This is a genomic window from Streptomyces sp. NPDC006872 (assembly GCF_040635845.1).
GTDB lineage: Bacteria > Actinomycetota > Actinomycetes > Streptomycetales > Streptomycetaceae > Streptomyces.
This window is the reverse complement of record NZ_JBEYIL010000023.1, coordinates 150,200-174,302: the sequence shown is the minus strand read 5'-3', so window position 1 is coordinate 174,302 and position 24,103 is coordinate 150,200. Positions and strand designations below refer to the sequence as shown.

Here is a 24,103-nt window from a genome sequence, read left to right as displayed (position 1 = left end):
GGCATGCACCACCATCCCGACAGCCCCACCAGCACCAGATCGCCGGACGGTAGAAACATGGATACACCGCAATAGATCAGGTGAAAACGACCTCTAAGACACCGTTTCCTTTGGTGCTTGTCAGCCGTCAGCGTTGTCTTGTCACTGCAGTGTGGGAGCCTCCGGGCATGAGTTACGACTTGGCCGTATGGGAGGGAGAGCAGCCAGCGGATGACAAAACCGCCGGCCGAGCCTTCACAGACTTCTTCGACCGCTACCTGGACTCAGAGGTGGGCCATCCTCCGACCGAGCGGATCGCGGCTTACGTCGCCGCGCTTGTGGAGCGGTGGGGTGACGTGACTGACGATCTGGAGGATGCCTCACCCTGGGCCGCAGGACCGTTGATCGGCGGGGCTGGCGGTCCGCTCGTCTACTTCCCGATGAGTTGGAGCAGGGCTGAGGAGGTCTCTGCCTGGGCAGCGGCCCTCGCGGATTCAATGGGGCTGGTCTGCTTCGATCCTCAGCAGAATCGGCTCAGGCCCTGACGGTCCTGGTCAGGCGGCGATATCCGATCAGAAACGCTGCCAGTCCGACGAAGGCGAGGAAGTGTTCCGGCTTCTGTTCGTAGCGGCGGTGCAGGCGTCTGCAGCCTGCCAGCCAGGACACGGTCCGGTCGACCACCCAACGGTAACGGCCGAGCCGCGTGGACGACTCATTGCCCTTGCGCGCAATGCGGTGGCGGATACCTCGTTCACGAAGCCACTTCCTCAGGTGGTCGTAGTCGTAGCCTTTGTCGGCGTGGAGCTTGGCAGGACGACGACGGCGGGGCCCACGACGGGAGCGGACGGGCGGGATCCCGCGCACGAGCGGCTGCAGACCGAGGCTGTCGTGCATGTTGGCGCCGGACATTCCCAGCGACAGCGGCAGTCCGCTCCGGTCCGTGACGAGGTGAATCTTCGACCCCAACTTGCCACGGTCGGTCGGATTCGGTCCGGTCAGTGGCCCCCTTTTGAGGCCCGGACACTGACGGAGTCGATCGCGCACCGCGACCAGTCCAGCTCACCCCGACTGTCGAGTTCGTCCAGGACGACGCGGTGCAGCCTGACCCAGACCCGGTCCCGACTCCATTGGGCAAAGCGCCGATAGACCGTGGGCCAGGCCGGCCCGAACACCGGCGGCAACTGCCGCCAGGTGCAACCCGAGGTGGCCACGAAAATGATCGCGGCGAGCGTCTCCCGATCACCCGCCCGCCGTCGGCCCCCACCCTGTGGCCGCTTCACCTCCACCGCGCCATCATGCCTGCTCGAACCCTTGTGGGACCAGTTCACAGCGCTGCTGCCCGAGCATGTCGATACCCATCCGCTCGGCTGCCACAACCCGCGCATCCCGGACCGGATTGTCTTCGAGCGCGTCATCGCCGCCCTGGTGCACGGCTCCGGATACGAGCGGATCGCCGACCGCCAGTGCTCCGACCGCACCATCCGACGCCGCGTCAAGTACTGGTCACAGCTGGGCATGGCCGAGCAGGTCCACGGGCTGGCCGTGCAGGCGTACGACCGCATGATCGGCCTCCAACTCCATGAGCTGTCCGTCGACGGGTGCATCACCAAGGCTCCCTGCGGCGGCGAGAGAGCCGGACGCTCCCCGGTCGAGGGGCAAGCAGGGCCTGAAGCGCTCAGTGGCCACCGAAGCCCGCGGCGTCCCGATCGGTCTCGTCTCGGCCGGGGCCAACCGTCATGACTCCCCGCTGCTCGTGCCCACCCTGGAGGCCGCGAAGAAGCAGATCGGTGTGTTTCCCGAGCAGGTCAACATCAACTTGGACCGGGGCTACGACAGTGACAAGACCCGAGCCGCGCTCGAGGAACTGGGATTCACCGGCGAGATCGCCCGCAAGGGCGTGCCCGCACCGATCCAGGCCGGCAGGAGGTGGGTCGTGGAGCGGAGCCACGCATGGATGAACGGCTTCGGCAAGCTCCGCCGCTGCACCGAGAAGCGCCAGTGCGCTGTGGACTTCTACCTCTACCTGTCCGCCGCAATCGTCACGCTCCGCATGCTCATCCGCCGCGCGACCCTGCTCTACCGCTGGGACGGACGGCCCACCACCAAGAGACTCAAGTGACGCCTGCTGACGGGCGTCCGTCTGCGTCGGGCGGACAAGCACTGCCGCACGCCTGGGGAAGGCGCGCTGCTCAACGAGGGCAGGGCCGGCCCGCGCTCCTGGCTGTGGAGGCTGTGGTGATGATGGCGTCGAGCCGGTCCCGGGTTTTCACCAGGGTGCTGACCTGCGCATCGATGCGGTCCCGCTCGGCCGACAGCCGGTCGAGCAGCGCGGGGGTCACGTCACCGGTCTCGACACACGGCAGCAGTTCCACGATCGCCCTGCTCGGCAGCCCTGCGGAGTACAACTGCTGAATCAGCTGGACGCGGTCGACCGCGCTGTCCGGGTACTGCCGCTGGCCGCTGGGGCTGCGCGCCGAGGCCAACAGGTCCTGCTCTTCGTAGTAGCGCAGTGCCCGCACACTCACGCCCACCCTTGAGGCCAGCTCACCGATGCGCATCAACGCCCCCTCCATGACCTGAATCACATTCCTTGCCTCTGACGTCAACGTCAGGTTCTAGCGTAGCCCGCGAACAGCCCGGACAGCCCGGACAGGAATCACCTCACCACTGCCAGGAGACTCCCCATGAAGATCACCGGTTCCGTCGCCCTCGTCACCGGCGCCAACCGCGGCATCGGCAGGCACTTCGCCCAACAGCTCCTGCACCGGGGCGCCACCAAGGTCTACGCGACCGCGCGCACCCCCCGCCTTGTCGACCTCCCCGGTGTGGAGGTACTGCGGCTCGACATCACCGATCCGGCTTCGGTCGCCGCCGCGGCGGGCGCGGCCTCGGACGTCACCCTCTTGATCAACAATGCCGGCGTCTTCACCCAGCAGAATCTCGTCACCGGGGACCCCGAGAAGATCCGGCTGGAGATGGACACCAACTACTTCGGCACCCTCAACGTGGTCCGGGCGTTCACTCCCGTCCTGGCCGCAGGCGGCGGCGGGGCCATCCTCAACGTCCTGTCGGCGATGTCCTGGCTCGCCTACGACGGGGCCAACGCCTACAGCGCGGCGAAGGCGGCGGCGTGGAGCCTCACCAACGGCATCCGCCTCGAACTCGCGGGCCAGGGAACCGCGGTGACGGGCCTGCACCTGGCCAGCACCGACACCGACATGATGGCCGGGTGGGACGTGGAGAAGAACGACCCCGCCGATGTCGTGCGCGCCGCCCTCGACGGTATCGAGGCCGGGAAGATGGAGATCCTCGCCGACAACAACTGCGTCCAGCTCAAGGCGGCCCTGTCCGCCGACCCGAGCGTGCTCTATCCGCAGGCGGTTCCCGCCGCCTGACCCTTCGGCAGCCGCCCGCCCGGCCAGGCTTCAGCCGACGTTCGAGGAGCTAGGGATCAGCCGGGCGCGGCCATGCGTACTCGTCACGCTCCGCACGCGCGTCCGACGCGCTACCGCTGGGACACCTACCCACCACCAGAAGACTCAAGTGACGCCTACCGCCGGGCTCTCTAAGCCTGAACGCCCACGGCGGCACTGGCAGCCAATGTGCCCTGCGTCCCCGGCGCTGGGCCGCACTGATGGAGGCCCAGGACACCCGCCGAGCCCGTTGGGGCGGACACGGTCTCTGTATCCGCCGCGGCCAGTGCGACGACTGCCCGGTGATGGAGGCGTGGCGCGGGCAATGCACCGTCGTACCGGTGAACGCCCCTCGGGTCCTGGTGCGCGTCGAGCTGGTCGTCGCCCCGGGCACCATGTTCACCGGCCCCGCTGGTTACCGCCTGTGGGTCACGACCGGTCCGGAAGACCGGGACTACCGCAACGGGCAGCCGTGGACGTGGGAGGACGCCGTTCTAGTGCGCGGATGGGACCTCGGCCGCGCGTATTTCGACGAGCACGGTGAGGGCTTCTGGCTGGAGCGCACGACACGCGTCCGCGCCCTGGGCTGCGTCATCACTACCCGCGCCGGCTCCTCATTCACCCGGCACGCGTTCAGGGTGGTCCGCTGCCGTGTTGCACTCCTGCACTGCTCGGGGGCATGCACGCACGGCATCGAGCTGCTGAACGCGATCTCCCACGCCTGCCCCGGGCCCAAGGGCTCCGACGAGGAGCGCGTGCCGGTCCGGTCGACACAATCCCCGGAGATGACACCGCAGCCCGTCGGCAGCATCCGCTTCGTAGTGGACGTACGACCCATGAGGGTGAGGATCACAGCCGTGGAAGGCGCGTGGAACGAGCAGGCCCGGCTAACGCTGTCAGGGGTCCGGTTGGACGACCGAGCGGATACGAGCCGCCGGCGAAGCACTCCGCGCGCACATCGCAGACGCAGCCGCCACCAATCACTGAGCGGACGCCGACACCCGACGGCAAGACGTCCGCCAAGCATCCTGTACGGACTGGCCCCGCCGATATACCCGAACCGCTAGCACTGGGCGCTCATGGGATTCTCCGGTTGCGGGGCATACGGTTGTCGGCTCGAATGGAAAGGGTCCACATCCGGTTGACCCAGCGGCAATTGACAGCCTGTCCCGGATAAGTAGTTCCATTCTCCGGGTGCTTCAGAGAGCCGCGGTCCTTGCCTGCCTTGCAGGTCTCTCTATCTGTCTGCGTTCGAGGCGGATCATCATGGAAACAGCACGCAATATCGCGGTGGCCAGCAGGTCTCCGGGAAATCTCGACCTGTTCGCCGTCGGCTCGGACGGCGTCGTCTACACCACTTGGTGGTACGAAGGCAATGAATGGGGTGCGGTCACCAACGACTGGCGCCCCATCGGCGGCTTCTTTCCCCCCAACGCACCTCTGGCGGCCGTCGCTAAGTCACCGGACAGCATCGACGTCTTCGTCACAGGGAATGACGGCCGCGTCTACACGTCGTGGTGGTATGAGGGCTCCGACTGGTCGGGGATCAACAACAACTGGCGTTCTATCGGAGGATTCTTCCCGCCGGGCGCGCCGCTGAGCGTCACCTCACGCAACCCGGGAAACCTCGACGTCTTTGTCACGGGCAACGACGGACGCGTCTACACATCGTGGTGGTACGCGGGCAACGAGTGGTCGGGAATCAATGACAACTGGCGTTCCATCGGCGGGTTCTTCCCGGCCGGAGCCCCCGTGAAGGCCATCGCCAAGTCACCCGACAGTATCGACCTGTTCATCACCGGCAACGACGGGCGAGTGTATACCTCCTGGTGGTATGCCGGCGCTGACTGGTCGGGGATTAACGACAACTGGCGTTCCGTCGGAGGGTTCTTCCCGGCGGGCGCGCCGCTGAGCGTCACCTCACGCAACCCGGGAAACCTCGACGTCTTTGTCACGGGCAACGACGGACGCGTCTACACATCGTGGTGGTACGCGGGCAACGAGTGGTCGGGAATCAATGACAACTGGCGTTCCATCGGCGGGTTCTTCCCGGCCGGAGCCCCCGTGAACGCCGTCGCGAAAACTCCCGACAGTATCGACCTGTTCGTTTCCGGGAACGACGGACGCGTATACACATCGTGGTGGTACGCGGGCAACGAGTGGTCGGGAATCAATGACAACTGGCGTTCCATCGGCGGGTTCTTCCCGGCTGGCACACCGGTGACCGCAATCGCCAAGTCACCAACCAGCATCGATCTGTTCATCGCGGGCAACGACAAGCAGGTCTACACGTCCTGGTGGTATGCCGGAGGAGAGTGGTCCGGAATTGCCGACAACTGGCGTGGCCTGTGGTACGACCGAGTTACCCGGTTCAGCGGCAAGATCACTAGCGGAGGCCTGGCGGCTCTGGGGGGATGGGCCGAGGTGACCGTTCGCGGAGATGGAGTGACCGAATGGAAGGGCCACGCGCATGACAGCGGGGCAGACGGCTACGACTTCGGTGTCAGCGCCACCGTCAGCAGCAACGGCCGAGTGATCGCCTTCGCCCATAAAGGGCACGTGGGGGGAACGTTCACTCCGGGGTCGCGCGACAACGACTGGGACGTCACCTACCCAGGACAACCTCTCGTCGCCCAGCATTTCACGGACTTCGCACACGGCGACTTCCACATGACCACGGACTACTCCAGCGACATTGGCTCGGCCCTGGAGAGCGCCATCAGCGTCATTACCCGGTTCCTGGTTGGGTCTACCCCGCTGGGCGCAGCGGTCGGGCTCGTAGTCTTCATCGGAGTCGAAGTCGGCTCACTCATCTCCACCGGCTCCCTGGTACCTGGGGCCAGGGTCGTCGAGGGCGTGCTTTGGCTGGCAGGTCCGTCGAACATGTTGCTGGCTCTTGCGGCTGAGGGCATCGCTTCTGCGGGCAGCCGGACGCGTGAGCTTACGGACGAAGAGTACAACTGGGCCAACGGCGAGGTGTTCTCCGGCAGCCTCCCGCCCCGCGACCGGATCGTCCTGACAGACACCATCGGCGCGCAGAACCGAGCTTTCACGTTTCCGCGCTTCGACGGAAAGATCACGGTGAACATGGGCCCCGAGGCGTTCGGCAATCCACGCGACTATGAGGTCGCGAGCGGCCGCCGCAAGTACGGCGAGGTGTTCGTCCACGAGCTCTGCCACGCCTGGCAGATCGAACACACGCCCATGGACCTGGCCCTACTTGCCGATGCGTTGGCCAGCAAGATCTGCGAGGCGGGCGGCGGTAACCCGTACACATACGGCGACGCGGGACCTGCCTATGGGGACTTCAACCTCGAACAACAGGCGCAGATCGTGAGCGACTGGTTCGCGGGCCGGAGGGGCACGCCTAAAGACCTCAACAGCCCCTACTTCCGCTACGTCCAGAACGTTCAGCGGGGCCAGTACTGATCCGCATCCACATCGGTGCCCCGGCCCGCCCCAGGTGGCGCGGCCGGGGCACCTTCTAAGCCTCACGGAGTGGCACAACTGAGGCAGGCTAGATCAGAAACACGGAAAGCGCCCTTGACCTTCCCTGGACACGGACACGCGGGTACGACGAGATACGCTCTCTCACCTGGAAAGTGCTCTTTTCCTTGCAACCAACAGGACCCTCAGCAAGTCCTATCGTTGCCGGATCGTCCGAAGGGCGGTGTCGCCGGAGGCGGCGAGGGTGTCGACCAGGCGGGAAGCCGTCGGGTCGGAGGTGACCGGCCCGAACACGGCCGGCTCGGCCCGAAGTATGCCGACATCGGCCAGGCAGTCCCCGCCCATCGCGACTGCCAGCGCCAGGTCCAGGAGGATCTTCCCGGGACCGTGGACGGCCCGCGGCTTCCGCCAGGGCGCCAGTGCCGCGGATACCGCCTGGTCAAGGCCCGTCTTGCGGACCGTCTCCAGCAGCAGGACCGCACCGGCCTGCGAGACCACCTGCCAACCGTCTCGCGTCGCACGGGCCGAAGTCCGTGAAAGAGTCTGGCGCTTGGCCGGCCGGGAGGCACCGGACGCGGACGAAAGGGTGACAGTCGACCTGGACGGGGTTCTGGTGATCGCGCACTCGGACAAGGAGGACGCTGCCCCGACATGGAAGCGGACCTATGGCCACCATCCGTTGATGGGATTCGTCGACCACGGCCCGGGCGGCACCGGGGAACCCGTCGCGGCCCTGCTCAGACCGGGCAACGCGGGCTCGAATACCGCCGCCGACCACATCACCGCCACCCGCATGGCTCTGGCCCAGCTATCGAAGAAGTACCGGCGCGGGCGGCAGACCCTCATCCGCACCGACTCCCCGGGCGGCACCCACGACTTCGTCGCCTGGCTCGCCCAGCGTGGACGCTGGCTCTCCTACTCCGTCGGCATGGTGATCAACGAGGCGATCCACCAGCACGCGCTGAAGATCCCCGCATCGGCGTGGACCCCGGCCGTCGAGGCAGACGGCGAGATCCGCGAGGGGCCTGGGTCGCCGAACTCACCGGTGACGTCCTGGACGGCTGGCCGAAGGGGATGCGGCTGATCGTCCGCAAGGAACGGCCGCATCCGGGAGCTCAGTTGAGACTGACCGACGCGGACGGTCTGCGACTCACCTACTTCGCCACCAACACCACCGGTCAGCCGACAGCCGAACTCGAGCTCCGTCATCGGCTGCGGGCCCGCGCGGAGGTCCGGATCCGGGCCGCCCGGTCCACCGGCCTGCGGAATCTGCCGCTGAAGCACACCTCCCAGAACCGCATCTGGCTGGAGATCGTGCAGATCGCGCTGGACCTGCTGGCCTGGATGCCGATGCTCGCGCTGACCGGCAAGGCCAGGCTCTGGGAGCCCCGACGTATGCGGCTTCGCCTGTTCACCACGGCGGGACAGTTCGTCACACCGACAGTCACCACCGGCCGGCGACGGATCCTCCGCCTGGCCCGGCACTGGCCCTGGACCCACCACATCACCGCCGCCCTCCACCGGATCGCCCAACTGCCCGATCCCGGCTGACCAGCAGATACCCCGTCCCGACGACAGCACGACCGGCCTGGAGCAGTGGAACCCGGCGCCCACCCGAGACGACACTCGGGCCGCTGGTCTGTCCAAACTCAGCCGAGGAACGCCTGATGGTCCACCGACTCCGTCGGCAGACCATCACGAAAGTTCGAGGTTAACCTCTCGGCAACGGCCCGCACGGCGCGCGCGCAGACGGCCAGAGGTCCGACCCCGCAACGGGGCGGGGCCTTTGTCGCCCCCAAGATGTCTGCGGTGCTCACCACTTCGACGACCGTAGCTGACTTCAACCGACTCCTCTCCGACCACCTGCCAGAGTCCGACGTCGGTACTGGTGAGTTCTCGAATTCAACTGTCGCCAGTTCTCTACGCCGAGGCGTAGGGCAGTGACTGTGTGTCATGCAGGGGTCTTTCGGGAGTCGCCTGAGTGGCGGGGCTGGTCCCGGTTTAGTCGGCGAGTCCGGGGGTTCACGCGAGAGCTGATCCGCGCGCACCTGCCCGCGCGACTCAGTCGCCGCGCTCCAGGTTGCGGCACATGCGCGCCAGGACGGTGACGGTGCCGACGTACTCCTCGCCCGTGACGCCGGTCGTCAGACGGGTGCGGGTCGCCTTGACGAGTTCCTCGATCTCGGTGTGGGCCTCGCCGCCCTCGGGCGTGGCCGTGTACGTCCCGGCGTTCACGTCGTGGGTGATCCAGCCGCGGGCGCGCAGGCCAGAGGTGATCTCGTCGAGCGTGATGGCGCCCTCACCCCAGAAGGGGCGCAGCCTCTCGGTGAGTGTGGCTGCGTCGTGCGGGCCCGTGGCGGCGAGGTCGTGCAGGACCTGCCAGTGGCGACGGGTCAGGCTGCGGTCGGCCAGAGATTGCTCGAACTCGCGGTTGATCAAGGTGTCGAGGTGTTTGAGGTAGAAGCCGATGGGTTTGAGCTGCGACGGGCGGGTCATGGCCGCCTCCCGTAGAAGATGTAGAATGACAAGTAGTTGTCATTGAGTATGTATCGGGAGGTCGGGCATGGGCAAGGCCGGCGCGGACGTGGCGGTGATCGAACGGGCCATGGTCGCCATGCGACGCAGCATCATGCGGCGCACCCTGTCCCGCTTCGCCAGGGCCGACGCGCCCCAGGCCGGCGGCGCGGAGTTCGACGTCCTGGACGTGGTGGAGGCGGCAGAGGAGGCGGGGGAGCCGGTCGGTGTGCGGGGCGTCGCCGACGCACTGCTGGTCGACCAGCCGAGGGCGAGCCGCCTGGTGGCGTCGGCCGTTGCGGCCGGGTGGGTGCGGCGGGGAGGTGACCCGGCGGACGGGCGCCGCGCGCCGCTGGCCGTCACCCCCGCGGGCCGGGCGGCCCTGGCGCAGGCGCACGGCTTCCGCCGAGCGATGGTGGAGCAGGTGACGGCGGACTGGTCGGAGGGTGAACGCGCCGAGTTCGCACGACTGTTCGCGCGGTTCGCAGAGGGGTTCCGGGAGCTGGGGCGCGGCTGAGCCGCCCCGGCTGCGGTTTACCGGTGAGCTCGCCTATTCAACTGTCGTCAGTTCTCCCCGGCGTCCAGCCGGATGGTGACCGTAGATGGTCCCCGGCGGCGTACCGGCTCCAGGTTCCTCCGGCCTGGGCGGCCGGCTTGGCTGTGGTGACTTGGTGGTAGCCGAGGACGTCGGCGACGACAGGGGCGGGCATTTGGTTACCTGGACACCTTGCCTCTCGTCAAGGGTCGGGGGCGGCAGTCCGTGCCGTCAGGTGCGATGGCTCCAGGGGTGTCCGTGCGTGTACAGCAGCAGCGGCAAAGAGGACGGCTCGACCTTGGTCGAACTGGTCGACGAAGACGGTGTGCCGGTCGAGGTCGTTGCCGGGTTCCTGCGCTTCCTCGGCACCCGGGGCTGCTCACCGAACACGCTCGTAGAAGCTGCGGATGATGGCGCTGTTGTGACGGACGGTCCGGGGTTCGTAGCCGTCGCAAAGGTTCCTCTTGCGAGTGATCGGGTTGACCCTGCCCACCATGTGGTCCGACGCGCGCCGAGGAGAGTTCCACGGCTTGTCCGCCTGGCCGAGCCACAGCACCGGGTCCGAGCACCTGGCCGCACGCGAACTCCGTGCCCAGCAACCCCCGCCGCCGGTCGCCGTCGGCTACCACGCCGCTGACCTGGACGTGCTGTTCGGAGGCCTTCCGCGATGACCGTGACCACCAACAGACCAGCCGATTCCGTCCCCTCGGCCCGAGACACCCTCGATCATCAGCCGATGCTTAGTACTGCAACGGTGTTTGTTCTGAGTGCTGGGCAGGTCTCAGGGACTGTGTCCGCGTCGTTTGTAGTGGCTGATGCGGGCTTGGTATTGGCGTCGTCGGCGCCAGTGTGACCAGTGCAGGATGTGGTCGATCGGGGTGGGGCGTCTGTGGGTGAGGCGGGTGATCAGGCGCCGGATCTCGGCGAAGCTGAGGTGGATGAGCTGGGAGGATCCGTTTCTGCTTTGTCGGCGTCGAGTTCGCGGGCGTGCAGGACGGTGAGGCAGGCGTGGGCGGCCATGGCCAGGGTCATGTGGCGGTGCCAGCCGGGATAGCGGCGGACCTGGTAGTCGTCCGGGCCGCACTCCTGCTTCGCGGTCTGGAAACATTCCTCGACAGTCCAGCGGCTGCCCGCGATGCGTACGAGCTCATCCAGCGTGGTGTCGGCCGGACAGCAGGCGATGTAGTAGGAGATCTCCTCGGGTCGGCTGATGCTGCGGCGGGCGATCACCCAGTGCCGGCGGTCGGGCCGGTGCCAGGGCCTCACCTCGACGCGGGCCCAGTCGTAGATCCGCCGGCCGTGTGCCCCATCGCCGCAGGAGCGGCGTTTGCACTTCTGGCGTGGGAGGCCGGGGAACAGATCGTGGACGGGGTGATCGATGGACCAGCGGGTGACGACGGTGTCGTGCCGGGTCGTGGCCATGACGTGGAAGACGTCGGCCTGCTCGAGTTCGAACCGCCAGCCCTTGCTGAAGCCGTAGGCGGCGTCCGCGGTCACCCAGGTGAAGGGAATCCTGTCGGCGATCGCCTTGCGGACCATTGCTTTGGCCATGGCCGCCTTCGTCTCGAAGGCGACCTCGTCGCCGATGCCGGCCCGGCGGCAGCGTTCCCGGTCGTCCGTCCACGACGTGGGCAGATAGAGCCGTCGGCCGATCAGGGTGCGTCCGCGGCCGGCGGCGCAGGCGAGGAAGACGCCGATCTGGGAGTTCTCCGTGCGGCCCGCGGTGCCGGAATACTGGCGCTGCACTCCTGCCGAGCGGGTGCCCTTCTTCAGGAAGCCGGTGTCGTCGACGATGAGCACGCTCAAGAGTGGCACTGGCATGGTGCCGTCCGTGAGCACTTCATGATCCACCTCGCGATGGTGGAAACCTTTGGTGACGGAGGCTCAGCGACCGAGTGGGGGGACCTCGTCACCGACGAGGAGTACGGCAGGTAGCCCACCCCATCCTCCATCGGCTCTACGTCTTGCACCCCGCGATGCTGTGCTGTCGCTGGGAGAACACGGCAGCACAGCATCGGAAGAGCGGGACTGCTGCAGCCTATGACCGGAAGGGGCCGGTCGACACCCACGCCCGGACGGTGGCCCGGAGAACCGGGAGCGGCATCTGGACTCGCTGACGGGGACGGCTGGTTCCAGTGCCGGCTGAAGGAGTCGGGCCGCCGCCCCACTCCCTCAGCCATGGGGTTGGCCTGGTCTGGCGGGAACAGACGTTGCTGGTCAACGAGTTCGGATATCACTCATCGTCGAAGTCGAGGGTCGGCTTGCCGACCCGTCGTCCTGCGCCGTCTGGCAGGCCGTGTTGTGCCATGCCGTGGTGTTCAGTGTTGTGACAGGGCACCCCACGCGGGTCACGCGGCCGTCAGACTGCACAGCATGAGACGTGAGCAGCAGCCTTTCGGCGGTGGCGCCGAGTTCGGGTGCTGGACGAGGGGCGTGAGGCCCCAGTCCCGTACCTTGCCGCCGAGCCGTCGGCCTTCATCGGCCGTCCGAGGCTGTCTTCGCCGTCCTTCGACAGCGTTACGGGTCACTCGGTCGCAGGTGTTGCGGGTTCGGAGCCGTGGTTGGCCGAAGAGCCCTCGATGGCTGCGCGGGCGAGCGTGCGGATGACGTCAGCCGCCTGGCTCGCCATGAAGTCGGCGCCCACCGCGTGGCCCCGGATGAAACCGCTGCCCGGCAGATACGCGTACCCGTGCACGACAGCGGTGAACCGCCAGAGGAACTGGGTCGCCGCGGCGGGCTCGCCCGTGAGCGTGACGGCCGGCCACAACAGCAGGTCCATGATCTGGCGGCTCACCTCTCGGCGTTCAGCGTCGGGATGGTCCTGCAGTTCGTCGGCGAGGATCAACTCGAAGGCGGCGCCATGGGCGACGGCGAAGATGACGTAGACCCGGGCGGTCGCCGCCAGAGCCTCGACTGCGAAGTGGGGGTCGGCATGGTCCGCGGTGCCGAGTCGCTTGCGCACCTCGTCGCATGCCGCTCGCATCTCTTCGAGCAACTGACGTCCCGATTGGGTGGCGGCGGCTGACAGCAGGGCTGTCCTGCTGGGGAAATGGCGGTATGGGGCGGCGGTGCTCACGCCGGTCCGGCGGGCCGCCTCGGCCACGGACAGACCGGCGACACCCCTCTCGGACACGATGTCCAGCGCCGCGGCGACCAGTGCGGCGCGCAGGTCGCCGTGGTGGTAAGCCCCACGTTGACTCACGGCGCTCCTCGGTGCCTCACCCGCTTTCCCTCCTGCGGGTACAGCCCTATTCGACCATGAGAGGTGGTTCTGGCGTCGTCGTAGGCCCGGGCGGGCGCTGCCCTGGGCCTGCATAGGCCTGCGCGCGCTCGGCCGATCACGCGACAGACCGCCCCGAGAGCGTTTACAGCCCGTTAACTCACTCGACTCTCACCCGCATCATCGCGATTGCTTGTATTTGCCGCGCCCCAATGTAAGAGCCCTCTAACAATGAGCAAGGAGCGAGATGCGTCTCGGCCTCAAGAAGCCTTATCTGGCCCCCGCGACCGCCGTCGTAGCCGCCGGTGTCGCCCTGTCCCTGGTGTCGGCGTCGAGCGCCGGCGCCACGGCGCCCCAGTCCGCCAGGGCCACCGGCTCCAAGTCCGCCGGCATACCGAAGGTCACGGTGAAGCCGGTTCCGCTGGCCAAGCGGAACCCGAAACTGCCCGACGTGGTGGTGGTCGACGCCGGCGGCACGATCACCTCCACCGCCGCCGACCGCATCAGCTACCTGCACTACGGGCCCGCGCTTGCCGGCGGCATCAAGGACGTCCTCGATCCGCTGTACCCCGAACTCGGGAAGGTGGCCAACGTCTCGGTCGTCCGGACGGACGTCACCGGGTCCTCGTCGCAGACGACCACGAAGAACATGTACGACCTCTCACGCGCGGTGGACGCGTCGCTCGCCCTGCCCGGGATCGACGGTGTCGTCGTCAACAGCGGCACCAACGTGCTGGAGGAGGACGCCTACTACCTCGATCTGACCGTGCAGTCCAACAAACCGGTCGTGATCAGCGGGTCGATGCACCAGTCGCGGACCTTCACGACCGACGGCGCGACCAACATGTTCAGCTCGATCCGCCTGGCGGCCAGCGGCAAGACCACCTGTTACGGCACCGTCATGCTGATGAACGACCAGTTCTTCGCGGCCCGCGAGGTCACCAAGACCGACGGCTACCGGATGGACACCTTCAGCGGCGGCAACTACGGCGCCCTGGGCGTCGTCAACGAGGACAACATCCGCACGATGCGCGCGCCCGCGCGGGTGATGCAGTGCGGCAAGACCTCCTGGAAGACGCCGTTCAACCTGTCGAAGAAGAAGGCGACCGACCTGCCGCCGGTGGACGTCGTGAGCGGGTACATCGAGTCCTCCCCGGTGCCGATCGACGCCCTGGTGGCGGCCGGCGCCAAGGGCGTCGTGACCTCGGGCCACGGCCCCGGTGGCATCTCGGCCGCGCAGCGCGCGGCCGAGACACGGGCGATCGCGAAGGGCGTCGTCTTCGTCTCGGCGACCCGAACCGGCGGCGAGGGCACCTACGACACCGGAACGCCCGGTGTGATCGGGGCCGCCGATCTGGCCCCGCAGAAGGCGCGCGTCCTGTTGCAGCTGGGCCTGGCCTTCAGCGGGAAAGAGAAGCAGATCCGCACGTGGTTCACCACCATCGGTGACCCCGAGTTCGACCTGTCCGCCTTCCGCCGCTGACACACGGGCCTGACAGACCTGCTGACGGTCGGCCGGAGGGGGCATGGGCACCCTCCGGCCGACCGGTTTTGTATACGACCATGGCGGTGCCGACGTCGGCGGGGTGGACGACCGTCAAAGATGAGTGCCGAAGAACTGCGTCAGTTTCTCGGCGACCTGCGGCACGAATTCCGGCTTGTAGTACAAGTCGATGTGCGTCGCGCCGGGGACGAGGTGGAGTTCCTTCGGCTCCTTCGCCTTGGCATAGGCGTTCTCGCTGAAGTAGCGCGTGTCGGCCTCGGAGCCCGCGATGATCAGCAGGGGGCGCGGTGAGATCGTCTCGATCTGCTCGAAGGGGAAGAACGCCATCTGCGGACCCAGTGTCGTGAAGACGAACTTCTCCATCGCATTGGGGTGCGGGGCCGCCTGCGTGTAGTAGATGTAGCCCTCGCGGTACAGGTCGGAGGGGTTGTTGAGGGCCTGCTGGGGGTCGTCGGGGACTAGGGAGACGTACCGGAGCGGTTCGCCCTGCGCCTCCCTGGTCCGCTGCCTGCCGACCTCTTCCAGGGTCTTCATGCGCGCTTCGAAGGGAATTCCTCCACCAACGCCCTCACGGCGTGCGGACCCGATGTCGAAGACGCTGACTCCGGCGACCGCCTTGATGCGCAGCTCCGTCTGCGCGGCGTTGATCGTGTAGCCGCCACCGGCGCATATGCCCAGGGCGCCGATGCGGTCCTCGTCCACCTGTGGCCGGCTTGCGAGGAAGTCGACCGCGCAGCGGATGTCCTCGACGCGGACGGCCGGGAGCTCGCTGAAGTGCGGCTCGCCTCCGCTCTCCCCCTGGTAGGAGGCGTCGAAGACCAGGGTGATGAAGCCCTGCTCGGTGAGTTTCTCGGCGTAGAGCGTGGAGACCTGCTCCTTGACGGCACCGAAGGGGTGGGTCACGACGATCGCGGGGTACTTCTTGCCCGCGTCGAGCCTGGACGGCGTGAACAGGTTGCCGACCACCGTGTTGTCTCGGTTGGGAAAAGTGACTCGATCCATGTGAATCCCCTGCTTTCCGGGTCTTCTCGATTGTTCTTGGCGCGGCCCGCGGATCTGGGGGCGCCACCGTACGGACAGACACCGCGAAACGGTGTTGGACATGCCTGTCGGTCATTCACGGGTCCAGTAATCCAGTCTCACAGCGGTTCGTCCTCGGGGGCGGCTGTGTGGGGTGCCGTGTCACAGCACGGAACACCGCTCCGTGGCACGCGGAGATGTTGCCGTTTCCGTCGGGAATGGCGCTCGAACCCGCGACTCCAGGGCCACACCGGATCCGATTCGGAGATCCGGGAGTGGATGTTGTTCTCGGTGGTCAGTGCTCCTCGCTCAGAGTGAGGCGCCACTCCCAGTCGTATCGGCTGCCTGAGATTCGGTACTGCGGACGGGTGTCCGGGCCGAGGAGGCCGGTGCCGATGCCGCGGTGCGCGACGTCCAAGTGGACGACGGTCCTGCTGCTCGTAGGCAGCTCCCACCAGTGGGCGGCGTCTTCCAGTTCACCGAGCGAGTAGCGGCTGACGTTCATGTGCAGCGGCGTCGTGTGCGTGGTGCGGACCTTGCCGCGCGGGCCGGTCAGCCGCATCTCGGTGACCTCGCCCCGAGTGCCGTTCTCCTGCGGAAAGATGTAAGGCACAGCAAGGCCGTCGATCGTGCTCTCCCAGGCGCCGAGCAAGGCCGCCGACCGCCGGTCGGGGTAGTTCTCCCACGGCCCGAGCCCGACCCAGCTCGCATGCTCGAAGCCGTCGACGAGCTCGAACCGCATGCCGATCCGCAGACCGTCGCGGGAGTCCTCGGGTAGCGTCACCTGCTCGGACAGCAGGAAGTCACCCTCAGCGAGCGTCACGATCGTGCGACGGTGCACGACCTTGTCGCCGAAAGCAGCGTGGTAGTTCGTCGTCACGACGGTCTCGTCCGGCGACTGGTGGACCTCGGATCCCTCATGCTCGAGCTGGAAGAATCCTGATCGGACGAAGCGCTGGTCGAGGTTGAAGGCCGCGTCGTTGTCGGTGAGAGCACGCCACAGGGTGAGCCGCGGGGGCTCCCGCAGCAACGGGTGCCGCAGGGCGCCGTCGGCACTGACCGCCGGGGTCCTCGTCCCGGTGCCGGTCCGGGGAAGCGCTGCGGGTTCGCGAGGGAGTACCACCTGTTCGACGGCGACCTCCGTTCCCGCCGGCGCCCAGCGGGCGTCCTCACGTGTGCGGACGGTCAGTGTGAGGGCGATCGCCGTGTCGGCGGCGATGAGCTCGCGCACCGCGGGCGGCAGGTCGATCGTGCTCTCCTGCCCGGCATGCGTCTCCGTGATGGGGAGCGTCACGGCTTCGCCCGGGCCCGCCACAGTCTCGACACGCAGTTCGAGGGCGTAGGCGCTCAGGTCGGCGAACGTCTGGCGGTTGCGCAGTTGCAGGGTCCCCTTCCGGACCTCGTCGGCACCGGAGACGACACGAACCGGGCTGAAGACACCACGGGCCTCGTACAACGCCGGCTTCGGCGTGAGATCAGGGAACACCACACCGTTCAGGCAGATGATCCCGTCGTGGGGTGCGTCGCCGAAGTCGCCGCCGTAGCGGTACTTGCCGTCCCCGTCCGGGTCGAGGGCGTGGTCCTTGAACTCCCAGATGAAGCCGCCCTGAAGACCGGGGAGCGTCTCGAACAATTCCCAGTACTCCGCCAGACCACCGGTGGAGTTGCCCTGGGAGTAGGCGTACTCACAGAGGATGACCGGCCGGTCGCCGCGCGGGTCGGCCGAGTAGCCCTTGAGCGCTTCGAAGGAGGGATACATCGGGCAGACGAGATCGCTGGCGCCATGACCGGCGTGCCAGTCGGCCGAGATCGCACCCTCGTAGTGGACCGGTCGGGTCGGATCGGACCGCCGTACCCAGGCGGCCGCGGCATCGTGGTTGGCGCCGTACCCGGTCTCGTTTCCCAGCGACCAGGCGATGACCGCCGGATGGTTCCGATCGCGGAGCACCATCCTGGACACCCGTTCGAGGAACTCGGGTAGGTAGCGGACATCGTCGGGCATGGTGGAGGCGAAGGCGTGGGCTTCGATGTCCGCCTCGTCGATGACGTAGAAACCGAGTTCGTCGCACAGGTCGAGGAATCGCGGGTCGTTCGGGTAGTGCGAGGTGCGGATCGCGTTGACGTTGAACCGCTTGAGCAGAGACAGCTCTTCCAGGAACAGCGCCTCGGACATGACGCGGCCGGTGCGCGGGTCGGAGTCGTGGCGATTGACGCCTTGGACAAGGATGCGCCTGCCGTTCACCAAGAGGTCGCGTCCTTCGATCCGCACCCGGCGGAACCCGATCCGTATCCGCGTCTCGTCGGTGACGCTGCCATCGGGTGACACGAGCTGTACGACGAGGTCTTCGAGGTGGGGGGTCTCGGCCGACCAGGGGGAGACATCCAGGTCGTCGAGGGTGAATTCCGCGGTTCCTGCGTCCGGCTTGCGAATCATGTTCTGTGTGAAGTGGGCAGGGAGGTCTCGGAACTCCGGCGGGACAGAGCCCCCTGCGGCGTAGACGCTGACGATATCCATGGAGTCGCTCGGGAACTGAGGCTCCGGTCTCCTCGACCGGTCGGTCCCGCCGTTCGTGAGGGTGGGGGCCGGGGAACGGGGAGCGACGGGCAGTGTCTCCGCTCGGCCGAGGATCTCGATCCGCACCGACCAGTCGACCTCGGTGAGATGGCCCAGGCCCGCGGTCGACACGCTTACCTCGAGGGTTCCGTGCCCGGTGGCCGGATCGAAGTCGGCGATCGTGGATACATCGGCGAGCCGGATCTGCGGCACGGTGTAGAGGTAGACCGAGCGGCTGAGCCCCGACTGCCACCAGTGGTCCTGATCCTCCAGATAACTGGCAGCGGACCACTTGGCGACCACGAGTTCGAAGGTGTTCGCGCCGACGACGAGGGCGTCGGTGACATCGAACTCGGCTGCGAGGTGCGAATCGGTGCTGAGTCCGATCGGCTCGCCGTTCACGAAGACCCGTAGCAGCCCCTCAGCCGCTCCCACGTGCAGAATCGTTCGCCGCCCGGCGACCGGGGACAGGTCGGTGACGCGTCGGTAGACGCCGGTCGGGTTGTGCGCCGGGATCGTCGGCGGCACCTCGTCGAACGGCATCACGATGTTCGTGTAGTGCGGCCGGTCGGTGTCCTCGGACATCGTCCACAGGCTCGGCACCTGGACGGTCTTCCAGTCCTCGCCAAGCGGGGTCTCGGGCGACTGCAGGAGCTGGAAATCCCACGCGCCGTCGAGGTCGATCTCGGCTGCACGACGCAACGCGTGCATCGGCAGGCGACCCACAGGCCGGAGTCCGGAACCGTCCCAAGGCATGTTCCTGCTGCTCAATTCTCGTCTCTCTCTTTCAGGAGTGGCACCATCACGGGCGACATAGAGCGACAGCAGGCTCGGCTCGGGATTGCACGCGGACCTCTCGCGGTCCACGACGTTCTGGTTGCCGGCCGCCAAAGGCTTCGCTCATGGCAAGGACTGCACGTCGTAGTTGGCCGCGCTCTCGCGGCAGGCGGTGGGCAGGTCGTCAGTAGACGTGAACGTCCAGGTCCCGCCGATTTCGGTGGACCGCTGGCTCAGCCCACACCATGAACATGTCTGTCAGCGGGTGTAGAGCCGGACGCGGACGATCCCGGTGGACTTCATGGGGAGAAGGTTCGGGAAGTAAGGGGCGCCGGCCTCGGTGTGGCTCGCTCCACGCGATTGCCCTCCTTTCCGGGTCGTCTCGGTTGCTGGTTGTGCGGCCCATGGGGTCGGGTGTCACCGCTCTGTTGGGCAAGCGCCGCGGAACGACGGAGCCGCCACGTGTCCGTCGTTCGCGTACGCAGTCGCCCAGTCTCACAGCGGTCCGGCTCCGGGGGCGGCCGCGTGGGGTGCCCTGTCACACCACGGAACACCACTCCCTGGCACAACGCGGCGTGCCACGCAGCACACGAAACGAGCAGGCTGGGCTCAAGCTGAAGATCCCCGACGAGCCCGAGTGCGAGAGCGAGTTCGAGTGGTCTCCCCCTCTGTGAAGGCCACCCGAATCCAGTGGAAGGCGAGACGCGACATGGCAGCTGTGAACATGAAGATTGCGGCCGTGACCATGCTGGGGATCTCCGTGTCCGCCGCCGTAGCCGGCCGCTCGGCAACGGACGAGGGAGGCGACGAGACGCAGGCGACTTCCTCGTACGAGTACAAGGACGGTACGTACCGCGCGACTGGGCAGTACGGGAACGGCCCGTCGAGCATCACGGTGTCCCTCACCCTCGACGGCGATGAGATCACCGCAGTCGAGGTCACCCCCCGCGCGACGGATCCGACCTCGCTCGGGTATCAGGAACGCTTCGCCGACGCGGTCCCGGAACTGGTCGTCGGCAAGGACATCGACGAGGTGACTCTGGACCGCGTCGCGGGTTCGAGCGGCACACCCGACGGGTTCAACGCCGCGCTCCGGCAGATCAAGGACCAGGCCTCCGGCTGAGGCGCTGCACACCCAGGAGCACGACCCCAATCTTTTTTCCCCCCCCCCGCGATTTGCGAGATCGAGAGAGTGGGCATGTCTACCGAACTTTCCGACGCAATGGTTCCTCCCCCCGCTGAGCCCGCGTCCACGCCTTCGCGCAGAACCTTCATCGCGACGTCCACCGTCGTCGGCGGTGCCGTCGTAGCGGGCGGTGTGTTCGTTGGACCGGACGCGCTCGGAGATGAGCAGACGGACGCCGCCCGGGTATCCGGTGGTCATGTCTCGCTGATCATCAACGACCAGCGTTACACGGTCACGCTCGACAACCGGACCTCGCTCCTTGACCTGTTGCGCGAGCATTTCGGGCTGACCGGCACCAAGAAGGGCTGCAACGCCGGTGCCTGCGGAGCCTGCACGGTCCTGGTGGACGGCCGCCGGGTCAATTCGTGTCTGACGCTTGCGGTCCGCCTCGACGGGGCCAGGGTCACCACCATCGAGGGCCTAGCTGACGGCGACAAACTGCACCCGTTGCAGCAGGCGTTCATCGACGAGGACGCCTTCCAGTGCGGCTTCTGCACCCCCGGCCAGATCATTTCCGGCGTCGGCTGCATCCAGGAGGGCCACACCGGCTCGGCCGAGGAGATCCGGGAGTGGATGAGCGGCAACATCTGCCGATGCGGCTGCTACGTGAAGATCGTCAAGGCGGTCGACCAAGCCGCACACGGGAAATGAGGGCCCACCGACATGCACCCCTTCGCCTTCACCAAAGTCTCCAGCACCCGTGAAGCGCTCAACGCGGGCCGCAACGGCGGGCGTTACATCGCCGGCGGCACCACCCTGGTCGACCTGATGCGCGAGACCGTGGAACGCCCCGCCGCTCTCGTCGACATCAGCGACCTGCCTCTGCGCGGGATCACGGTCACCGAACGCGGCGGGCTGCGCATCGGAGCCCTGGTCCGAATGGCCGAGGCAGCCGCCAACTCCAGGGTGCACACCACCTACCCGGTGATCTCCCAGGCGCTGGAGCTGAGTGCCTCGGCCCAACTGCGCAACATGGCGACCATCGGCGGGAACATCATGCAGCGCACCCGCTGCACCTACTTCCGGGACGTGACGGCCGCCTGCAACAAGCGCGCACCCGGTTCGGGTTGCGCCGCCCTGGAGGGCGTCAACCGCACCCACGCGATCCTCGGCACCTCCGACGCCTGCGTGGCCACCCACCCGTCCGATGTCGCGGTGGCCTTCGCCGCACTGGAGGCGAAGGTGCATCTGCTGGGCCCGGACCGACGCGAGCGGACCGTCGACTTCGCGGACTTCCTGCTCCGCCCGGGCAGCACCCCGAGCCGTGAACAGGCCCTCCGAGCCGGGGAGTTGATCACGGCCGTGGAGATTCCGGCGCACCCCCGCCCGCTCAGGTCGGGGTACCTCAAAGTGCGCGACCGGCAGTCGTACGAATTCGCGCTCACCTCCGCGGCGGTCGCCCTGCACGTCCGGGGCGGGGTGATCCGCGAGGCGAAGGTGGCCGCAGGCGGCGTGGGCACCGTGCCGTGGAAACTGCCCGCCGTAGAACGCCACCTCGTCGGCGAGCGCCCCTCCGACGCCCTGTGGGCCGCGGCTGCCGAGCGAGCGGCAGAGGGCGCCCGCCCGCTGGAGCACAACCGCTTCAAGGTCGACCTGCTCACCCGCACCGTCGAACGCCAGCTGCGCATCGTAGGAGGTGCCAAGTGAGCCCCCAGCCACAGGCAGCCGTCGGAGCACCGCTCTCCCGGGTCGACGGGCGCCTCAAAGTCACCGGGCAGGCCGACTACGCCGCCGACCATGCCATCGACGGCGTGGTTCATGGTGTCATCGTCGATGCGAGCATCGGCCGCGGGCGGGTCACCGGCATCGACACCAGCGCCGCCGAGGCGCAGCCGGGAGTCCTCCGGGTCATCACCCACCGCAACGCGCCCACGCTGCCGTACCGCGACAACGCGGGCTCGAACAACCCGGCCGGCGGGCGGCGGCTGCGGGTCTTCCAGGACGACCAGGTGCTCTTCCACGGGCAGCCGGTCGCGGTCGCCGTGGCCACCACGCTGGAGGCCGCACAGCACGCGGCGAGTCTGGTCGAGGTCGCCTACGACGCCCAGACGCCGTCGACCGACCTGCGCAACGACGACGCCCCGACGAACACCCCCACGAACTACGCGCGCGGCGACGCGCAGACGGCCCTGAACTCCGCGGACGTACGCCTGGAGATGACGTACCGGCCCGCCCGCAACCACCACAACCCCATGGAGCCGCACGCCACGATCGCCCGCTGGGACGGCGACCGGCTCACCGTCTGGGACAAGACCCAGTGGGTCATCGGCGGCACACAGACGGAACTCGCCGCCGTGTTCGGCCTTCCCCTGGCATCGGTGCGGGTCATCTCGCCGTACGTCGGCGGCGGCTTCGGCAGCGGTCTGCGCACCTGGCCGCATGTGACCGTCGCGGCCCTCGCCGCACGTGAGACGGGCCTGCCGGTCAAGGTCGTCCTCACCCGCAGGCAGCAGTACTTCGGGGTGGGCTACCGGCCCGCGTACGAATACCGGCTGCGCCTGGGCAGCGACCGCAACGGGCGCGTGACCGCCATGACCCACGACATCAGGTCCGAGACCTCGACCTACGAGCCGTTCGGCGAGCGCGGGATCCTCCCGGTGGGCCAGGTCCTGTACAACACGCCCCACGTCAGCCAGACGTACCGGACGGTGCGGCTGGACGTGAACACCCCGGTGGCCATGCGCGGCCCGGGTTTCGCCACGGCCTCCTACGCCATCGAGTCGGCGATGGACGAGCTCTCCTACGAGCTGGGCATCGACCCGATCGAGCTGCGGCTGCGCAACGAACCGGAGACGGACCCGTCGAACGGGCAGTCGTTCTCCACCCGCCGACTGCGCGAGTGCTACACGGTCGGCGCCCGCGAGTTCGGCTGGGACCGCCGCGACCCGACGCCCCGCTCCACCCGCGACGGCGACTGGCTGATTGGCACCGGTATGGCAACCGGCATGTACCACACCCTGCGCGCCGGAGCCCAGGCTCACGTCCGCCTCGACGCCGACGGCACGGCCCTGGTCGAGTCCGCGACCATCGACATGGGACCCGGCACCTACACCTCCATGACCCAGGTCGCCGCCGACGCCCTGGGCCTGCCCATGCGCCGGGTGACCTTCCGGCTCGGCGACTCCACCATGCCGAACGCCCCGCTGCACGGCGGCTCCCTGACCATGGCCAGCGTCGGCTCCGCCGTCCTCAACGGCGGCAACCAACTCCGGCAGCAGGCGATCCGACTCGCTGTCGAGGACGAACAGTCGCCGCTGTACGGGGTCGCCGCAGACACCGTCGTCGTACGAGGCGGCCGGCTGCACGTGCAGGACACCCCGTCGCGCGGGGAGACCTATCAACAGCTGCTGGCCCGCAACGACCGCGACAGCCTGGAGGTTCTCGGCGCCTTCGCCCCGGCGCAGTCACGGTTCTCCATCGACGCCTTCGCCGCGGTGTTCGCCGAGGTCGCCGTGGACGCACGACTGGGTCTGGTCCGGGTACGGCGGATGCTCGGTGTGTACGACGCGGGCCGGATCATCAGCCCGAAGCTCGCCGACAGCCAGGCGCTCGGCGGCATGGTGGGCGGCATCGGCCAGGCACTGCTGGAGCACACGGTCACCGACCACCGCGACGGGCGGATCGTCAACGCGAACCTCGCCGACTACCTCGTTCCCGTCAACGCCGACGTCCCCGACCTGCGGGCGATCTACCTGGAGGGCGAGGACATGGAGGCCGACCCGCTCGGCGTCAAGGGTTTGGGCGAGGTCGTGCTGGTCGGGGTGGCGCCCGCCATCGCCAACGCGGTCTTCCACGCCACCGGCCGTCGCATCCGCGACCTGCCCATCACCGCCGACGCCCTGCTCTGAACAGCACCCCGGACCGTCCGGCGGTGGCTCCTGCGATCCACCGCTGGACCTCAGGGCCGCCGCCCCCGTGTTCCCCCGGCGGCGCGGCGGCGGCCCGCCCACCATC

The 24,103-nt window shown here is 67.8% G+C and carries 16 protein-coding genes and 4 pseudogenes; 12 read left to right on the top strand and 8 right to left on the bottom strand.

Annotated features, from left to right (window positions below; genetic code table 11):
- Positions 1-167 precede the first annotated feature (167 nt).
- Complete coding sequence (locus tag ABZ725_RS45255) at positions 168-524, top strand: hypothetical protein (protein ID WP_358808198.1); 357 nt, start codon at positions 168-170, stop codon at positions 522-524.
- Here ABZ725_RS45255 and ABZ725_RS45250 read toward each other — a convergent pair.
- A protein-coding gene (locus ABZ725_RS45250; protein ID WP_358808197.1) for an IS5 family transposase occupies positions 514-1,307 on the bottom strand; the annotation gives its coding sequence in 2 pieces (ribosomal slippage) (positions 514-1,001 and positions 1,001-1,307; 795 coding nt in all). The genes ABZ725_RS45255 and ABZ725_RS45250 overlap by 11 nt on opposite strands.
- Here ABZ725_RS45250 and ABZ725_RS45245 point away from each other — a divergent pair.
- Positions 1,279-2,098, top strand: a pseudogene (locus ABZ725_RS45245) (IS5 family transposase). The gene ABZ725_RS45250 and the pseudogene ABZ725_RS45245 overlap by 29 nt on opposite strands.
- Positions 2,099-2,168: 70 nt before the next feature.
- On the opposite strand, the gene ABZ725_RS45240 reads toward ABZ725_RS45245, so the two are convergent.
- Positions 2,169-2,537 carry a MerR family transcriptional regulator gene (locus ABZ725_RS45240; RefSeq protein ID WP_358808196.1) on the bottom strand — a complete coding sequence of 123 codons (369 nt, stop codon included), beginning with the start codon at positions 2,535-2,537 and terminating at the stop codon, positions 2,169-2,171.
- 126 nt (positions 2,538-2,663) lie between these two features.
- On the opposite strand from ABZ725_RS45240, the gene ABZ725_RS45235 reads away from it, so the two are divergent.
- Positions 2,664-3,374, top strand: coding sequence for an SDR family oxidoreductase (locus ABZ725_RS45235; protein WP_358808195.1), 711 nt, complete (start codon positions 2,664-2,666; stop codon positions 3,372-3,374).
- 1,284 nt (positions 3,375-4,658) lie between these two features.
- A complete protein-coding gene (locus tag ABZ725_RS45230; RefSeq protein WP_358808194.1) occupies positions 4,659-6,821 on the top strand; it encodes a hypothetical protein in 2,163 nt (720 codons plus the stop codon).
- A 234-nt stretch (positions 6,822-7,055) separates the two neighbouring features.
- On the opposite strand, the pseudogene ABZ725_RS45225 reads toward ABZ725_RS45230, so the two are convergent.
- Positions 7,056-7,337 (bottom strand): annotated as a pseudogene (locus tag ABZ725_RS45225) (transposase); the annotation flags it as partial.
- 13 nt (positions 7,338-7,350) lie between these two features.
- Between ABZ725_RS45225 and ABZ725_RS45220 the strand changes: the two are divergent.
- Positions 7,351-8,390: pseudogene (locus ABZ725_RS45220) on the top strand (IS1380 family transposase); the annotation flags it as partial.
- A 510-nt stretch (positions 8,391-8,900) separates the two neighbouring features.
- Here ABZ725_RS45220 and ABZ725_RS45215 read toward each other — a convergent pair.
- Positions 8,901-9,335, bottom strand: a complete 435-nt coding sequence (locus tag ABZ725_RS45215; RefSeq protein WP_358808193.1) for a MarR family winged helix-turn-helix transcriptional regulator — start codon at positions 9,333-9,335, stop codon at positions 8,901-8,903.
- Positions 9,336-9,402: 67 nt separating this feature from the next.
- On the opposite strand from ABZ725_RS45215, the gene ABZ725_RS45210 reads away from it, so the two are divergent.
- Both ABZ725_RS45210 and ABZ725_RS45205 read left to right on the top strand, forming a co-directional pair.
- Positions 9,403-9,870: a MarR family winged helix-turn-helix transcriptional regulator gene (locus ABZ725_RS45210; protein ID WP_358808192.1), complete on the top strand. Its 468-nt coding sequence runs from the start codon at positions 9,403-9,405 to the stop codon at positions 9,868-9,870.
- Between the two features lie 488 nt (positions 9,871-10,358).
- On the top strand, positions 10,359-10,559 hold the full coding sequence (locus ABZ725_RS45205) for a hypothetical protein (RefSeq protein WP_358808191.1): 201 nt from the start codon (positions 10,359-10,361) through the stop codon (positions 10,557-10,559).
- Between the two features lie 235 nt (positions 10,560-10,794).
- Here the strand turns inward: ABZ725_RS45205 and ABZ725_RS45200 are convergent.
- A pseudogene (locus tag ABZ725_RS45200) lies at positions 10,795-11,691 on the bottom strand (IS701 family transposase); the annotation flags it as partial.
- Between the two features lie 721 nt (positions 11,692-12,412).
- A complete protein-coding gene (locus ABZ725_RS45195) occupies positions 12,413-13,090 on the bottom strand; it encodes a TetR/AcrR family transcriptional regulator (protein ID WP_358808190.1) in 678 nt (225 codons plus the stop codon).
- Between the two features lie 265 nt (positions 13,091-13,355).
- On the opposite strand from ABZ725_RS45195, the gene ABZ725_RS45190 reads away from it, so the two are divergent.
- Complete coding sequence (locus ABZ725_RS45190) at positions 13,356-14,591, top strand: asparaginase (RefSeq protein ID WP_358808189.1); 1,236 nt, start codon at positions 13,356-13,358, stop codon at positions 14,589-14,591.
- Between the two features lie 114 nt (positions 14,592-14,705).
- Here ABZ725_RS45190 and ABZ725_RS45185 read toward each other — a convergent pair whose 3' ends face one another.
- Positions 14,706-15,614: an alpha/beta hydrolase gene (locus ABZ725_RS45185; protein WP_358808188.1), complete on the bottom strand. Its 909-nt coding sequence runs from the start codon at positions 15,612-15,614 to the stop codon at positions 14,706-14,708.
- A 313-nt stretch (positions 15,615-15,927) separates the two neighbouring features.
- Positions 15,928-18,888, bottom strand: coding sequence for a glycoside hydrolase family 2 TIM barrel-domain containing protein (locus ABZ725_RS45180; RefSeq protein WP_358808187.1), 2,961 nt, complete (start codon positions 18,886-18,888; stop codon positions 15,928-15,930).
- 784 nt (positions 18,889-19,672) lie between these two features.
- Between ABZ725_RS45180 and ABZ725_RS45175 the strand changes: the two genes are divergently transcribed.
- The 4 genes from ABZ725_RS45175 to ABZ725_RS45160 all read left to right on the top strand — a co-directional run bounded on the left by ABZ725_RS45175 (position 19,673) and on the right by ABZ725_RS45160 (position 23,997).
- Positions 19,673-20,086, top strand: a complete 414-nt coding sequence (locus tag ABZ725_RS45175; protein WP_358808186.1) for a hypothetical protein — start codon at positions 19,673-19,675, stop codon at positions 20,084-20,086.
- A 75-nt stretch (positions 20,087-20,161) separates the two neighbouring features.
- Positions 20,162-20,800 (top strand): (2Fe-2S)-binding protein, encoded by a 639-nt coding sequence (locus tag ABZ725_RS45170; protein ID WP_358808185.1) that lies wholly within the window; start codon positions 20,162-20,164, stop codon positions 20,798-20,800.
- A 12-nt stretch (positions 20,801-20,812) separates the two neighbouring features.
- A complete protein-coding gene (locus tag ABZ725_RS45165) occupies positions 20,813-21,796 on the top strand; it encodes a xanthine dehydrogenase family protein subunit M (RefSeq protein WP_358808184.1) in 984 nt (327 codons plus the stop codon).
- A complete protein-coding gene (locus ABZ725_RS45160) occupies positions 21,793-23,997 on the top strand; it encodes a xanthine dehydrogenase family protein molybdopterin-binding subunit (RefSeq protein ID WP_358808183.1) in 2,205 nt (734 codons plus the stop codon). The genes ABZ725_RS45165 and ABZ725_RS45160 overlap by 4 nt, the downstream gene beginning before the upstream one ends.
- Positions 23,998-24,103: the final 106 nt, after the last annotated feature.

Excerpts from the sequence above, each read along its gene's own strand:
- ABZ725_RS45255 (WP_358808198.1), top strand. The coding sequence starts at position 168 with ATGAGTTACGACTTGGCCGTATGGGAGGGAGAGCAGCCAGCGGATGAC.
- ABZ725_RS45240 (WP_358808196.1), bottom strand. The coding sequence starts at position 2,537 with ATGCGCATCGGTGAGCTGGCCTCAAGGGTGGGCGTGAGTGTGCGGGCA.
- ABZ725_RS45235 (WP_358808195.1), top strand. The coding sequence starts at position 2,664 with ATGAAGATCACCGGTTCCGTCGCCCTCGTCACCGGCGCCAACCGCGGC.
- ABZ725_RS45230 (WP_358808194.1), top strand. The coding sequence starts at position 4,659 with ATGGAAACAGCACGCAATATCGCGGTGGCCAGCAGGTCTCCGGGAAAT.
- ABZ725_RS45215 (WP_358808193.1), bottom strand. The coding sequence starts at position 9,335 with ATGACCCGCCCGTCGCAGCTCAAACCCATCGGCTTCTACCTCAAACAC.
- ABZ725_RS45210 (WP_358808192.1), top strand. The coding sequence starts at position 9,403 with ATGGGCAAGGCCGGCGCGGACGTGGCGGTGATCGAACGGGCCATGGTC.
- ABZ725_RS45190 (WP_358808189.1), top strand. The coding sequence starts at position 13,356 with ATGCGTCTCGGCCTCAAGAAGCCTTATCTGGCCCCCGCGACCGCCGTC.
- ABZ725_RS45185 (WP_358808188.1), bottom strand. The coding sequence starts at position 15,614 with ATGGATCGAGTCACTTTTCCCAACCGAGACAACACGGTGGTCGGCAAC.
- ABZ725_RS45175 (WP_358808186.1), top strand. The coding sequence starts at position 19,673 with ATGGCAGCTGTGAACATGAAGATTGCGGCCGTGACCATGCTGGGGATC.
- ABZ725_RS45170 (WP_358808185.1), top strand. The coding sequence starts at position 20,162 with ATGTCTACCGAACTTTCCGACGCAATGGTTCCTCCCCCCGCTGAGCCC.
- ABZ725_RS45165 (WP_358808184.1), top strand. The coding sequence starts at position 20,813 with ATGCACCCCTTCGCCTTCACCAAAGTCTCCAGCACCCGTGAAGCGCTC.